Origin of the sequence: Haloarcula halobia, assembly GCF_029338255.1 — an archaeon.
Lineage (GTDB): Archaea > Halobacteriota > Halobacteria > Halobacteriales > Haloarculaceae > Haloarcula > Haloarcula halobia.
Map to the genome: position 1 here is coordinate 2,329,282 of NZ_CP119787.1, position 13,556 is coordinate 2,342,837.

The following is a 13,556-nucleotide window of genomic DNA, read 5'->3' on the forward strand; positions in this document are numbered from 1 at the left end:
CGATGCAGTTCGGAATCGACTGGCCGGAACTCGTCCGGACCGTGTTCTCGCCGGAGGGCGCGTTCGTCCTGTCGCTTGCCGTGCTCGTCGTCGGGGCCATCTTCGGGTACCTCGTCTGGCGCTCGCTGCGGCAGTTCATGCGTGAACTGGGGGTCCCCGACGCCGTCGAAGGGACGCCATTCGAGCGGACGGCCCGCGGTCTCGGTACGTCGACTGTAGGCATCGTCTCGAACCTCGCGGCGCTTTTCGTCTACATCACGGCCATCACCGTCGCGCTGAACATCGCCCAGCTCGTCGACCCGGAAGCGTACTGGACCCGCTTTACCGCGTTCCTGCCGGACCTCTTCATCGCCGCCTTCGCACTCATCATCGGCCTCATCGCCGGCGACAAGGCCAAACTCATCGTCTCGGAGCGCCTGCGGAGCGTGAAACTGCCGGAGGCGACGGTGGTGCCGGAGCTGGTCAAGTACAGCATCTTCTACCTGGCAGTCCTCATCGCGCTGGGCCAGCTGGGCGTGGACACGCTGGCGCTGCTCATCCTGCTTGCGGCCTACGCGTTCGGTCTCGTCTTCCTCGTCGGCCTGGCGCTTCGGGACGTCCTCGCGGCCAGCGCCGCGGGCGTCTACGTCCTGCTGACCCAACCCTACAGCATCGGCGACGAGATAGCCATCGGCGACCGACAGGGCATCGTCCAGGAGGTCGACATGTTCGTCACCCACGTCGAGAGCGACGGCCGCGAACACGTCATCCCCAACCAGAAGGTGTTCCGGGAAGGCGTCGTCCGGATACGCGACTAGGCGTCGCTTGCTGTCTCTCCGAGTGGTTCTGCCGGGACGCCGGCCACCGTCGTGTTCGGCGGGACGTCGTCGACCACGAGCGAGTTGGCCGCGACCTGGGCGCCCGCGCCGATTTCGACGCCCGGGAGGACGACGGCGCCCGCGCCAACCATCGCCCGCTCGCCGATTCTGACCTCGCCGGTCCGGTACTCCGACTGGAGGAACTCGTGGCACAGCACCGTGGCGTCGTAGCCGATGATGGCGTGGTCCTCGACGGTGATGTGGTCGGGCCAGAAGACGTCCGGCGTCGACTCCAGGCCCCACGCGACGCCGTCGCCGACGGTCATCCCCAGCCGGCGCAGGAGGACGTTCTTCAGCCGCATGCTGGGGAGGATTCGACAGAGGAGGATGACGGCGTAGTTGGCCATCACGCGCAGCGGGTGGCGCGCGTCGGTCCAGTGGTACAGCGAGTTCAGCGGCCCGGTCGTCCGGTGGCGAGTGAGTCTGTCGTGGCGTCGCTCTCCGTCGGCCGAGGCCGTCCCGTCGTCGGTGCCGTCGCGCGCTGTCACGGCAGTCTGTAGGACGGTCCCCCTCTTGAACTCCCCGCCCTACCGCCGCCAGAACGTGGGGGTAAACAGCACCAGCACCGGGATGATCTCGATTCGGCCGACCCACATCAGCAGGACCATCAGCAACTTGCTCGAGCGGGCAAACCCCTCGTAGGTCCCGTACGGGCCCGCCCTGCCGAAGGCGGGCCCGATGTTGAAGAAGGTCGACGCCGACGCGCTCAGGGCCTCGAACTCGGTGAGCGGCGCGCCCGCACGCTCGCCGTCGGCGATGAGCATCACGGTCCCGATGATGAAGAACACGAGCGCGACCAGCGTGTACGCGTAGACGCTCTGGACGGTCTGTTCGTCCACCACGTCGCCGCCGAGACGGATGGGGCGGACGGTCCGCGGGTGGGCCGAGACGTTGAGGTCGCGCCAGAAGGACTTGGTGACCAGCAGCCAGCGCAGCGACTTTATCGAACAGGTCGTGCTCCCGGCCATGCCGCCGACGAACATCCCGACGAACAGCACGTTCTTCGCGGCGGCCGACCAGAGGTTGAAGTCGGTCGAGGCATAGCCCGTCGTCGTCACGATAGAGACCACCTGGAAGACGGCGTGGCGGACCGACGCCTCCGGACCGCCGATGATGGTCGCGTTGGACACGAGCAGGCCGAGGACGAGTGCGCTCCCGCCGCCGAGTATCCCCAGGTAGAAGTGGAGTTCGTCGCTCTCTCGCAGGCGCGAGACGTCGCCCCGGAGGACGGCGTAGATGAGGATGAAGTTCGTCGCGCCGACGACCATGATGACGGCGATCGCCCACTGGACCGCCGGGGAGAACGCGCCGATGCTCTCGGCCCGCGGGGAGAAGCCGGCCGTCGCGATCGACGTGAACGCGTGAGCGACGACGTCGAAGGCGGTCATCTCCGGCGCGAGGCCGACCACGCCGAGCAGGCCGAGCAGGAGCGCCGCCGCGGCCGTCAGCCCGAGGTAGAGCGTGACGATTATCCGGGCCGTCTCGCCGATGGCCGGGGTGAGTTTCGTGACGTTCTTCGTGCGCGTCTCGGTCTCCATCAGCTGCGCGCCGGCGACGGAGAGCCGCGAGAGGACCGCCGTCGCGAGCAGGAGGACCCCGAGGCCGCCGAGCCACTGGATGACCTGGCGCCACATCAACAGCGCCTGCGAGTGGGCTCCGAAGTCCCTGACGACGGTCGCGCCCGTCGTCGTGATGCCGCTCATGCTCTCGAAGAGGGCGTTGACAGGGCTCGCGAACACGCCGGTCCCCTCGAGGACGAACGGAATCGCGCCGACGAGGGCGATGGAGAGCCACGACAGCGAGACGGCCAGGAACGCCTCGCGGTCGTAGATCCCCTCGCGCCTGAACTGGACGAGTGCCGTCCCGACGGCCAGCGCCACCGCGATGGCCGCCAGGTAGGGGACGGGGTCTTCGCCGTAGAGTACGGCCGTCGCGAGCGGAACCGTGAGCGGAACGGCAAGCCACTGGAGTATCGACCCGACGATGTTCAGCGACGCGCCGACGTTGACCGACGTCAGCGCCACCGTCGAGTCCCTCCCCCGGACGTGCCAACTGGTCCGGACCCCGGCGTCGCGTTCACGCCACCCCGTACCGGCCGGTGGGACTTGAACCCCCAGTCCGACCGGGCCGATACGGGAGTCAGTCGCCGCCGCGGATCTCGTCCATGTGGTCGATGCGCTGCTGGACGAGGTCGGGCTTCCCGATGTCGTGACGCACGCGCAGGCCCTCCGTGCCGGCGCGTTCGAGCGCGCCCTCGGCGATCTCCTCGGCCTCGGTGACGGTGTCGGCGACCCCGACGACGGCGTACGACCGGGAGGTCGTCGTGTAGATGCCGTCCTCGCGGTCGTCGACGCTGGCGTAGAAGAGCAACGCCTCTCCGGCGTTGTCTCGCGGCTCGTCGCCGCTCGACTGTTCCGTGGCTCGGTCGCGCACGACGCTCGCCACGACCTCCTCGTCGATGGTCACCTTCGCGCCGGCCTCCGGGTCGGTCGGGTAGCCATCTGGCACGGCGTACTTGCAGACGGTCGCTTGTGGCTGGAAGGACAGCTGCGGGAGCGACTCGCTCTCGCGGGCGGCCGTGAGTACGTCGAGGAAGTCCGTGTTCAGGACCGGGAGCGTGTTCATCGCCTCGGGGTCCCCAAAGCGGGCGTTGAACTCCACGACGCGCGGCCCGGTCTCGGTGAGCATGAACTGGCCGTAGAGGACGCCCTTGTAGCCCTCGAGCGCGTCGACGGTGGCCTCCATGACCTCGACGGCGTCGGTGTAGTCGTCCTCGGTCATGAAGGGCAGTTCGAGGCCGGCGTCGGAGTAACTCCCCATCCCGCCGGTGTTGGGCCCCTCGTCGCCCTCGTAGGCGCGTTTGTGGTCCTGGACGGCCGGGGTGACCCGCAGGTCGCCGTTGGCGACGAACGCCTGGACGGTAAACTCCTCGCCGACGAGCCGCTCTTCGAGGACGACGCGGTCGTAGTCCGCGGTCCGGAGGTACTCCTTGGCCTCCTCGGCGGTGACCTGGTCGCCGATGACGCGGACGCCCTTGCCACCGGTGAGGCCGGCCGGCTTCACCGCCAGGTCGCCGTCGTACGCGTCGATGTACTCGCAGGCCGCGTCCATGTCCTCGAACGTCTCGAAGTCGGGACAGCCGGGGATGTCGTGCTCCCGCATGAAGCGACGCTGGAACGCCTTGTCCGTCTCGATTCTCGCCTCGGCCTCCTGGGGACCGAAGGCGTAGACCCCGGCGTCGTCGAGCGCGTCGGCCACGCCGGCCGCGAGCGGTGCCTCGGGGCCGACGACGGCCAGCGTCGCGTCGACTTCGTTGGCGTACGTCGTCACGGCCTGGGGGTTCGTCGTATCGAGCGCCTCGAATCCGTCGGCGAGGGCGACGATACCCGGGTTCCGGTTGCCCGCACAGGCGTACAGCGCGGCGTCGGAGTCGGCCAGCGCGCGTGCGACGGCGTGTTCGCGCCCGCCGCCACCCACGAGCAGCACAGTCTCTGTCATGTTCGTAGGCCGGATGGGCGTGGACGTAAGTATTGCTCTCTCACGGCGAGGTCGCTCGGCTGGTCGGACCGTTTTTCCGCGCGCGCCACCGAGTGACGGGCATGACCGACAGCCCGGACCCGACGCGACGAAACCGGCTCGACGAGGCCCAGAGTCCGTACCTCCGCCAGCACGCGGACAACCCCGTCAACTGGCAGCCCTGGGACGAGCAGGCGCTCGAGGCGGCGAAAGAACGCGACCTCCCCATCTTCCTCTCTATCGGCTACGCCGCCTGCCACTGGTGTCACGTCATGGAGGAGGAGAGCTTCCCGGACGAGGCCACGGCTCAGCTGCTCAACGAGCACTACGTCCCCATCAAGGTCGACCGGGAGGAGCGGCCGGACGTCGACGCCGTGTACATGAGCATCTGCCAGCAGGTGACCGGCGGCGGCGGGTGGCCGCTCTCGGCGTGGCTGACGCCCGACGGGGAGCCCTTCTACGTCGGGACCTACTTCCCGCCCGAGGAGAAGCGCGGGCAGCCGGGGTTTCGCGACCTGTTGCGGGACCTGGCGAACTCCTGGGCCGACCCCGAGCAGCGGGCGGAGATGGAGAACCGCGCCCGGCAGTGGACCGACGCCATCGAGAGCGACCTGGAGGCGACCGGCGGCCGGCCCGGTGACCCGGACGAGGACCTGATTCAGACGGCGGCCACCGTCGCCCACCGGGGTGCCGACCGACAGCACGGCGGGTGGGGCTCCGGCGGGCCGAAGTTCCCACAGACCGGGCGCATCCACGCCCTCCTCCGAGCATACAGCGACGGCGAGTCGCGAAGCGACTCGGATACGGAGAGCGGGGAGCGCAGCGACCCGCGAGCGGACGGCCAGGGCGACTATCTCGACGTCGTCGAGGAGACGCTGGACGTGATGGCCGACCGGGGGCTGTACGACCACGTCGGCGGCGGCTTCCATCGCTACGCCACCGACCAGCAGTGGGCGGTACCCCACTTCGAGAAGATGCTCTACGACAACGCCGAGATTCCACGCGCCTTCCTCGCGGGGTACCAGACCATCGGGTCCGAGCGGTACGCGTCGGTCGTGCGCGAGACGTTCGCGTTCGTCCAGCGCGAGCTCCAGCACCCCGAGGGCGGCTTCTACAGCACCCTCGACGCCGTGAGCGCCCCACCGGACGACCCGGAGGGAGACACCGAGGAGGGCGCGTTCTACGTCTGGACGCCCGAGCAGGCCCACGAGGCCATCGACGACGAGACGGCCGCGGAGGTCTTCTGTGCGTACTACGGCGTCGACGACAGGGGCCAGTTCGACGGGGGACGCGTCCTGGCGGTCCGCAAGCCCGTCGGCGCCGTCGCCGAGGAGTTCGACCTGTCCGAGGAGGAAGTGCTCTCACACCTCCAGACCGCGCTGAACCAGGCCTTCGACGCCCGCGAGTCGCGCCCGCGGCCCGCCCGCGACGAGAAGGTGCTCGCGGGGTGGAACGGACTGATGATCTCGGCGCTCGCCGAGGGCGCTATCGTCCTCGACGACGCGTACGCCGACGTGGCGGCCGACGCGCTCTCGTTCGTCCGCGAACACCTCTGGGACGAGGAGGCGAACCGCCTCCAGCGCCGGTACAAGGACGGCGACGTCGCCATCGACGGCTACCTTGCGGACTACGCCTTCCTCGGGCGGGGCGCCCTGCATCTCTTCGAGGCCACCGGCGAGGTCGGGCACCTCGCGTTCGCCCGCGACCTGGCGAGGGTCATCTGTGAGGCGTTCTGGGACGCCGACGCGGAGACGCTCTACTTCACGCCGACCGGCGGGGAGTCGCTGGTCGCCCGGCCACAGGAGCTGACCGACCAGTCGACGCCCTCCAGTACCGGCGTCGCCGTCGAACTCCTGCTCGCCCTCTCGCACGTTTCGACCGACGGCCGGTTCGAGTCAGTGGCCGAGGCCGTCGTCCGGACCCACGCCGACCGCGTTTCCTCGAACCCCCTCCAGCACGCCTCGCTGACGCTCGCGACGGATACCTACCAGCAGGGGGCGCTCGAACTCACGCTCGTCGGCGACGTCGAGGGCCCGCCGACCGAGTGGGAGGCAACGCTCGCCGAGCGATACGTCCCGCGGCGCCTGGTCGCCTGGCGGCCGGCCGACGAGGGTGACTTCGAGGAATGGCTCGACGCGCTGGGCCTCGAGGACGCGCCGCCGATATGGGCCGGCCGCGGCCCTGCCGACGGCGAACCGACGGTCTACGCCTGCCGGAACTTCGCGTGCTCGCCGCCGAGACACGACCTGGCGGCGGCACTGGAGTGGGGCCAGAACTGACTGGAAGCGGGCCTGCGCTCAGGGCTCGACGACGAGCTTGCCCATGAAGCTGTCCGCCATGACCGCGCGCTGGGCCTCGGCCGCCTCGTCCATGTCGTACGAGCGGGCGATCTCTATCGACAGCGCGCCGGTGTCCATGAGGTGGGCGACCCCGCGAAGCGGGACCCGGAGGTCCGGCGTGTTGAACATGCTCATGAACTGGTAGTTGACGTCCTTCGAGCGGGCCGCCCCGTCGTTCGTGAACGCGGGGTCGGGCCGGTTCTCCCCGATGCCGACCACGCGGGCGCCCGTGTTCGCCACGTCGGCGTCGAGCTGGAGGTAGTCGTCGAGGCGGTGGTCCAGGACCGCGTCGACGCCGCCGTCGGACGCCTCGGTGATGGCGTCCGCCAGGTCGTCACGGTCGTAGTCGAGGACCGACTCGGCCCCCAGGTCAGCGAGCGTCTCGTGGTACTCGGGGGCCGCCGTCGTGACGACGCGCGCGCTGACCGCCGCACCGATCTGGACGGCCGCGTGGCCGACGCCGCCCGAGCCCCCGTGGACCAGGCAGCGCTCGGCGGGGTCAAGGCCCGCGTGGTCGACCAGCGCGCGCCAGGCCGTGACGGCGACGACGCCCGCCGCGCCGGCCTCCGCCATGTCGACGCCGTCGGGCAGGTGGACGACCCGGTCCGTCGGGACCGTCGCGTACTCGGCGTAGGCCCCCTGGAAGGAGCCGTTCCCGATGCCGGTCCCGTAGACGCGGTCGCCCGCCTCGAACCCGGAGACTGCGTCGCCGGTGGCGCTGACGACGCCGGCGACGTCGACGCCCGGGGTAAATGGGAGCGAGACCGGCGTGTACGACCCGTCCCGGAAGTACGTGTCGACGGGATTCACGCCCGCGGCGCCGACTTCGACGAGGAGTTCGTCGGCCGCCGGCTCCGGTCGCTCGGTCTCTTCGACACTCAGTACGTCTGTATCGCCGTGTTCGTCGAGGCGTACGGCTCGCATGCCCGGGGAGAGACGTGGACCCGACATAAAACTGGGCGGCCCAGTATCCGCGGGCCGCGGCTCACTCCATCCAGTCCGGGTTGGTCCGGGGTGGACTGAAGATGTCGACGGCCAGCAGTTCCTCGTCCCCCCGGTTCTCGACCTCGTGGACCTCGTGGCTCGCGAGCTGGTAAGACCCACCGGGGCCGACGGTCACCGCCTCGCCGTCCTCGAGGACGAACGTCTGTTCGCCCTGGTAGACGAACCCGACCTGCTCGTGGTGGTGACTGTGTTCCGGGATGAGCGCGTCGGGTTCCATCCGGAGGTGCTGGATGCTCATCTCCTCGCCGCCCGCGAGCTGTGCGAGGTAGACGCCCGGTTCGACCTCGACCTCTTCGAACGAATCGTCGGCAACGACGTTCATACCCCTCCTGTGAGACCCACCGTGAAAATAGTATCCGAGGCGCCGGGCTCACTCGAGGGCGTCGGCGATTCGCTCGGCGAGGTAGACGGCGATGGGGACGGGTTCGTCCTCGACGAACCGCGCGACCTCCTCGCCCTCGTACTCGACGATCACCGTCGGGATGTACTCGATGCCGTACGCCTCGACGCCGGGGCCGGTCTTCGAGCCGTCCCCGGCCTTCTCTGTCGGGTAGTGGTGGACGTTCCCCTCGGGGACGTCCGCGGCATCGAGGGCCGCCGCGAAGTCGGGCAGCTGCGACCGGCAGTCCTTGCACCAGTCGCCGCCCCACACACGGAAGACGAGGACATCGCCGTACTCGCTCAGGGTGTCCACGGTGTCGGTGTAGGCGTCGGCGACCCACACGGGGTTCGGTTCCATCGTCTCGAGCCGTTCCGTCTCGTTCATGGTGACGCATAACGCACCGAGGGGCTTGAAATGTCCGGCTTGACGGGCCGTCGGAAAACACTGCCGAGACCCGTGACTCCCCACACGCTTTGGCGGTGCCACTAGGGGTTTAAGTCGGGGTGGCGTACGTCCCGCCAATGGACGCGTCTATCGTCGAAACCATCGGGTCCCCGCTGGTCTCCGTGCGGGCGCCCGAGGGCGCGACAGTCGCCGCGAAGGTCGAATCGTTCAACCCCGGCGGGTCCGCGAAGGACCGCCCGGCGAGGTTCATGATAGAGCGGGCCGAACGCGAGGGGACGCTCGCCGAGGGCGACACGCTCGTCGAACCGACCAGCGGCAACACCGGCATCGGGATGGCCATGGTCGGGGCCGCGAAGGGCTACGACGTCGTCCTCGTGATGCCGTCCTCGAAGTCGCCCGAACGCCGCGGGATAATGACGGCCTACGGCGCCGACATCGAGCTCGTCGACGGGGACATCTCGGCGGCGAAAGAGCGCGCCGACGAACTCACAGAGCAGGACGGGTACGTGCAGTTGCGGCAGTTCGAGAACCCCGCCAACCCGGCGGCCCACTACCAGACGACCGGCGTCGAGATCGTCGACCAGGTCGGCGACCGGACCGTCGACGCGCTCGTCGCGGGCGTGGGCACCGGGGGGACCATCACGGGGACCGGCCGCAGACTCACGGAGGCGTACCCGGACCTCGAGGTGGTCGCGGTCGAACCCGAGAACAACGCCGTGCTCTCGGGCATGGAACCGGGGACCGGCGAGGACAGCTTCCAGGGGATGGGGCCGGGCTTCGTCAGCGAGAACCTCGACGTGGATCTCATAGACGACGTGGTGACCGTCACGCTCGAGGAAGCCGAGACCGAGTGCCGTCGACTCGCCCGCGAGGAGGGCATCCTCGTCGGCCAGTCCTCCGGCGCGTCGAACGTCGCTGCCTACGACGTCGCAGCACGGCTCGTCGAGGCGGGCGTCGAGGACCCGCTCGTCGTCACGGTGTTCTGGGACAGCGGCGAGCGGTACATGTCGACGGGGATGTTCGACTAGTCGAGGCGGGTCGCGGACTCCCTGTGGGCCTCGTACTGATCGGCAGCCCGGGCGTGCATCGCCGCTGAGTCGCTGTTGACGACGCCGCGGATTCCGGCGTCCTCGTACGCCACCAGCCCGATGACCGCCGGACCCGCGCCGCGGTCACGCGCCGAACTCGTCTTCCGTGACTCTGACCACGAGCGTGTCGTCTACCGCTCGCAGGTCGTACTCGGGGATACCGTCGCCCGTCCGCGTCACGAGCATCGGTTCGACGAGGCGGGGTGGCCCCTCCTGGACCGGGGGGTCCTCGGCCTGTGGCCCGTCTGCCGTCGCATCGTCGTCGCGACTGCCCTCCCCGGCGTCATCGTCGCCGGCGTCCCTGACGACGCCGTACACCGTGAGGAACCGGCCCGTCTCGTCGGGGCTGACCGCGTCGTCCCTGACGGCCGTCGCCAGGTCCCGGGAGAGCCACTCCGTCTCGTGAATCGACGGCTCGCGGACGAACGCGGCGTCGACGAACCGGACGAGGTACCAGTTCAGGTCGTTCAGCAGGGCCACCGCCGCGCCCAGACTCACCGTCTCTATGGCCAGACAGTTCTCGAACGGTTCCTGCAGGTCGTAGGTCGCGAGCGCGTTCCGGGCGGTCTCACGGGAGAGCAGTTCGTAGCGGAGGTTGACGTCGTCGCTCCCGACGAGACAGACCTGCGTCATGGCTGTGCCCTCGCCCGCCCCGGAGATTTACCTTTCGATGGGGACGACCGACCGGTCGTGGGCCGCCGCCCTGGCGCGTTCGAGGAGGTCGTCGGGTTCGGCAGCGCGGACCGCCGCGAGCGAGGCGTCGGTCTCCGGGAGCGACGGCGCGAGGCGGTCACACCCGGCGTCGATGGTCGCGTCGTCGAACGTCCCGAGTTCGCGGGCCTGCTGGGTGATCTCGGGCTTGTCGGCGGTCAGCAGCGGCCGGTGGACGGGAAGCGTCGTCGCCGCGTCGGTGACGGCGAGGTTCGCGCTGGTCTGACTGGACTTCTGCCCGATGGCCTCGCCCGTGACGACGCCGACGGCACCGACGTCCTCGGCGACGGCCTCGGCAGCCGAGAGCATGAACCGCCGCAGCGCGAGCATCCGCAACTCGCCCATCTCGACGTCGAGGTCGGCGGCGACGTCGCCCGCGTCGACGACGTGCGTCGAGAGGTCCACCGTCGGCGCGTAGTCGGCCAGCGTCTCGACGGTCGCCAGCGCGCGGGCCTCGTGGTCGACCCCGCCGTAGTCGCCGAGGTCGACGTAGACCGGGACGACCGGGGCACCACGGCGCATGAGGCGCCACGCGGCAACCGGCGAGTCGATGCCGCCACTGACCAGCGCGACGACGGGGCGCTGGCTCCCCAGCGGGAGCCCGCCCGGCCCGTCGCGACGTTCGAGGAAGACGAACGCCTCCGTCTCCCGGCACTCGACGAAGAGTTCGAGGTCCGGGTCCTCGAGGTCCACGACCGGGTCCTCGCCCAGCGCCGCTATCGCGTCCCAGACCGCCGCGCCGCCCTCGGACTCGATGTCGGTACTCGAGAACGGGTGGGCGTCGTCGGGCCCCGCCCGTCTGGCCCGCACCGCGAACGCCCCGCCGTCGTAGTGGTCGCGCGCCGCCCCCGCCAGCGCCGCGGAGATAGCCTCGAGTGTCGGGTCGACGGTCGCGGCCGGCGAGGCAGACGAGACGCCGAACGTGTCGGCCGCGGCCGCGGTGGCGCCCTCGGGCTCGGTCGTGTGGACGAACAGCCGGTTGCGCCGCTGTCTGACGTCGCCGTCGACGCCCCGGTCCTCGAGCGTGGCCCGGAGGTTCGCCGCGAGTCTGGTCTCCATCTTCTGGCGGACCTGTTCGCTCTTGACGCCGATGTCGCCGTGCCGGACGAGGACCACGTCGGCGTCGGACGGGTGCATACCCGAGGTACCTGGATGGGAGGTAAATGCGTGTCGGCTTCCGTGCCGACCGTCCGTCACCGGTTCGGTCACCCCGTGGGCCTCGAGGTGGCCCGCTATCTCCGCCACCTCCCCCGTGCACTCCGCCAAGTCTTCGTGGCATATCTGACCCCGCCGAGGGGCCGGGAACCGGTGCGCATCGCGGCAGGAGTCCGCGTCCCGACCGGCGACGTGACTGGTGGCGTACAGCCGACTTAGAACGTCGAGACGTCGCCCTCGATGACCTGTTCGGTGACGTCGGTGACGGCCGCCAGTTCCTCGTCTACGGCCGCCCGGACCTCGGCCTCGATGTCGCCGATTTCGACCCCGTCCTCGGTGACGAGCATCGCGTCGGCGACGTGTGGCTGGTCGATTGGCGAGCCGATCTGGGAGAGCAGGCGCAGCTGGAGCTGGCGGATGCCGTCGACCTCCTCGACGACCGAGTGAGCGATCTCCGTCGAGAGGAGGTTGTATATCTTCCCGATGTGGTTGATGGGATTCTTCCCTGAGGTGGCCTCCATGCTCATCGGTCGGTTCGGCGTGATGAGGCCGTTGGCGCGGTTGCCCCGCCCGACAGAGCCGTCGTCGCCCTGTTCGGCGCTGGTGCCGGTCACGGTGAGGTAGATGGACTGCTCCTCGTAGTCGTCGGCGGTGTTGACGTGGACGGTCACCTCGCGGTCGGTGTACTCCGTCGCCAGCGTCCGGACGTACTCGCGGACGTCCTCGACCGCGTCCTTGTAGGCCTCCAGGTCGGGGACGTGCTCGTCTATCATCGCGACGGCGACGGTGACGTCGACGTGGTCGCCCTCCCGCTTGCCCATCACCTTCACGTCCTGACCGACGACCGGGTTGTCGGCCGCGTACTCGCCGGTCAGCCGCCGTTCGGTGTTGTAGACGATCTGTTCTGTCTCCGAGAGCGGCGCGTGGCCCACGCCGTAACTCGTGTCGTTGGCCATCGGGACGGCACCCTCCTCGCCGAAGACCGTCTGGAGGTCGCCCGAGCCCTCGCCCAGCTGGACGTCGACGATGATGTCGCTCTCGGCGTCCAGGTGGGGGAACGTCTCGTCGAGGTAGCCGCGAGCGGCCTCGAGTGCGATGCGTTCGGCCGGGAAACGCTGTCCATCGTAGGTCTTGGTCGCGCGACCGACGATGAGGAGGTAGATGGGTTCGAGCACCTCGCCGCCGCCGTAGGCGGGTGCGGCCGTTCCGGCGACCAGCTGGGTCTCGTCGGTGTTGAAGTGGAGGACCTTCCCGAAGCGCTCGATGTAGCCCTGTGCGAGCGCCCGTGCGACGGTCTCGGCGACGCCGTCGCAGATAGAGTCGGGGTGACCGATTCCCTTCCGCTCGACGATCTCGACGTCCTGGTCTTCGACTGCCAGCCCGTGTTCGGGCTGGACGTGGATGTTCCGATCGGTCATTGCGCGTGCCTTTGCTACGGTGGGTTCTATAACTTACGGGAACAGTTCGCCCAGCGATGATTACTCGTCTGCATCATCGAGCAGCATCCCGAGGTAGGAGGTGCGGACCTGGTCGTTCGGGTTCAGGCCGAGTGCGCGCAAGACCTCGTAGGCGCCCTCGCGGGCGCGCTCGACGCCGTCTTCGTCGGTCTCGGCCTCGACTTCGACGAACTCCCCGGCGTCCTCGACGTCGTCGAGCGTCACGGTGTAGCCGTCGTACCGGTAGAACTGCCGGTCCTTGTGGACGGTCGCTGCCGGGGCAAAGCCCATCCGCTCGAAGATGTTCGCGGTCGCGGTCGCATCTGCGACGACGGTCTCGAACTCCTCGCGGGTCTTGGACTCGTCGTCGACGAGCGGCCCCTTGTAGGTGAGTTTCGCCGTCGTCTCGCCGTCACGGGTCTCCGCACGTGTTCGCAACGCCTCGTCGGTCTCGGCGAAGTCCCGGTGGGGCGCGTCGTAATACGTGTCCACCTGCACGACCGCACCCGCCTGCTCGGCCCCGAGGTCGGCGAGGGCGCGCCCGACTCGCTCCAGGTCCGCGGGCACCTTCACTTCGACTTCGTACATGCCACGGGGTGGGGTCGGGTCGCTGAAAAGCGGTCCGCTCCGACCGCGTGATTTACTGTCCCGGCCCCGAGAGG

The 13,556-nt window shown here is 69.4% G+C and carries 13 protein-coding genes; 3 read left to right on the forward strand and 10 right to left on the reverse strand.

All coding sequences use genetic code 11. From position 1 onward, the window contains the following. Positions 1 to 2 precede the first annotated feature (2 nt). Positions 3 to 797, forward strand: a complete 795-nt coding sequence (locus tag P1K88_RS12335) for a mechanosensitive ion channel domain-containing protein (RefSeq protein ID WP_276410480.1) — start codon at positions 3 to 5, stop codon at positions 795 to 797. Here P1K88_RS12335 and P1K88_RS12340 read toward each other — a convergent pair. The 3 genes from P1K88_RS12340 to purD form a co-directional block, all read right to left on the reverse strand. Further along, positions 794 to 1,345: an acyltransferase gene (locus tag P1K88_RS12340; RefSeq protein WP_276410481.1), complete on the reverse strand. Its 552-nt coding sequence runs from the start codon at positions 1,343 to 1,345 to the stop codon at positions 794 to 796. The two genes, P1K88_RS12335 and P1K88_RS12340, sit on opposite strands and share 4 nt — an antisense overlap. A gap of 39 nt (positions 1,346 to 1,384) precedes the next feature. Then, complete coding sequence (locus tag P1K88_RS12345) at positions 1,385 to 2,881, reverse strand: TrkH family potassium uptake protein (protein ID WP_276410482.1); 1,497 nt, start codon at positions 2,879 to 2,881, stop codon at positions 1,385 to 1,387. 115 nt (positions 2,882 to 2,996) lie between these two features. After that, complete coding sequence (gene purD, locus P1K88_RS12350) at positions 2,997 to 4,355, reverse strand: phosphoribosylamine--glycine ligase (protein WP_276410483.1); 1,359 nt, start codon at positions 4,353 to 4,355, stop codon at positions 2,997 to 2,999. Positions 4,356 to 4,456: 101 nt separating this feature from the next. On the opposite strand from purD, the gene P1K88_RS12355 reads away from it, so the two are divergent. Next, positions 4,457 to 6,652, forward strand: a complete 2,196-nt coding sequence (locus P1K88_RS12355; RefSeq protein ID WP_276410484.1) for a thioredoxin domain-containing protein — start codon at positions 4,457 to 4,459, stop codon at positions 6,650 to 6,652. Positions 6,653 to 6,670: 18 nt separating this feature from the next. Here the strand turns inward: P1K88_RS12355 and P1K88_RS12360 are convergent, their stop codons facing one another. The 3 genes from P1K88_RS12360 to P1K88_RS12370 form a co-directional block, all read right to left on the reverse strand. After that, positions 6,671 to 7,636, reverse strand: coding sequence for an NADPH:quinone reductase (locus P1K88_RS12360; RefSeq protein ID WP_276410485.1), 966 nt, complete (start codon positions 7,634 to 7,636; stop codon positions 6,671 to 6,673). Positions 7,637 to 7,697: 61 nt separating this feature from the next. Continuing rightward, positions 7,698 to 8,039, reverse strand: coding sequence for a cupin domain-containing protein (locus P1K88_RS12365; RefSeq protein ID WP_276410486.1), 342 nt, complete (start codon positions 8,037 to 8,039; stop codon positions 7,698 to 7,700). Between the two features lie 48 nt (positions 8,040 to 8,087). Then, positions 8,088 to 8,483: a thioredoxin gene (locus P1K88_RS12370; protein WP_276410487.1), complete on the reverse strand. Its 396-nt coding sequence runs from the start codon at positions 8,481 to 8,483 to the stop codon at positions 8,088 to 8,090. Positions 8,484 to 8,620: 137 nt separating this feature from the next. Here P1K88_RS12370 and P1K88_RS12375 point away from each other — a divergent pair, with 137 nt between their 5' ends. Further along, entirely contained in the window at positions 8,621 to 9,532 is a 912-nt protein-coding gene (locus P1K88_RS12375) for a PLP-dependent cysteine synthase family protein (RefSeq protein WP_276410488.1), read from the forward strand. Positions 9,533 to 9,676: 144 nt separating this feature from the next. Here P1K88_RS12375 and P1K88_RS12380 read toward each other — a convergent pair whose 3' ends face one another. From P1K88_RS12380 to cyaB, 4 genes are all read right to left on the reverse strand, one after another. Continuing rightward, complete coding sequence (locus P1K88_RS12380; protein WP_276410489.1) at positions 9,677 to 10,225, reverse strand: DUF5804 family protein; 549 nt, start codon at positions 10,223 to 10,225, stop codon at positions 9,677 to 9,679. A gap of 27 nt (positions 10,226 to 10,252) precedes the next feature. Next, on the reverse strand, positions 10,253 to 11,440 hold the full coding sequence (locus P1K88_RS12385) for a tRNA sulfurtransferase (RefSeq protein WP_276410490.1): 1,188 nt from the start codon (positions 11,438 to 11,440) through the stop codon (positions 10,253 to 10,255). A gap of 233 nt (positions 11,441 to 11,673) precedes the next feature. Then, complete coding sequence (locus P1K88_RS12390; protein ID WP_276410491.1) at positions 11,674 to 12,876, reverse strand: methionine adenosyltransferase; 1,203 nt, start codon at positions 12,874 to 12,876, stop codon at positions 11,674 to 11,676. 60 nt (positions 12,877 to 12,936) lie between these two features. After that, positions 12,937 to 13,482, reverse strand: a complete 546-nt coding sequence (gene cyaB / locus P1K88_RS12395) for a class IV adenylate cyclase (protein ID WP_276410492.1) — start codon at positions 13,480 to 13,482, stop codon at positions 12,937 to 12,939. Positions 13,483 to 13,556 lie beyond the last annotated feature (74 nt).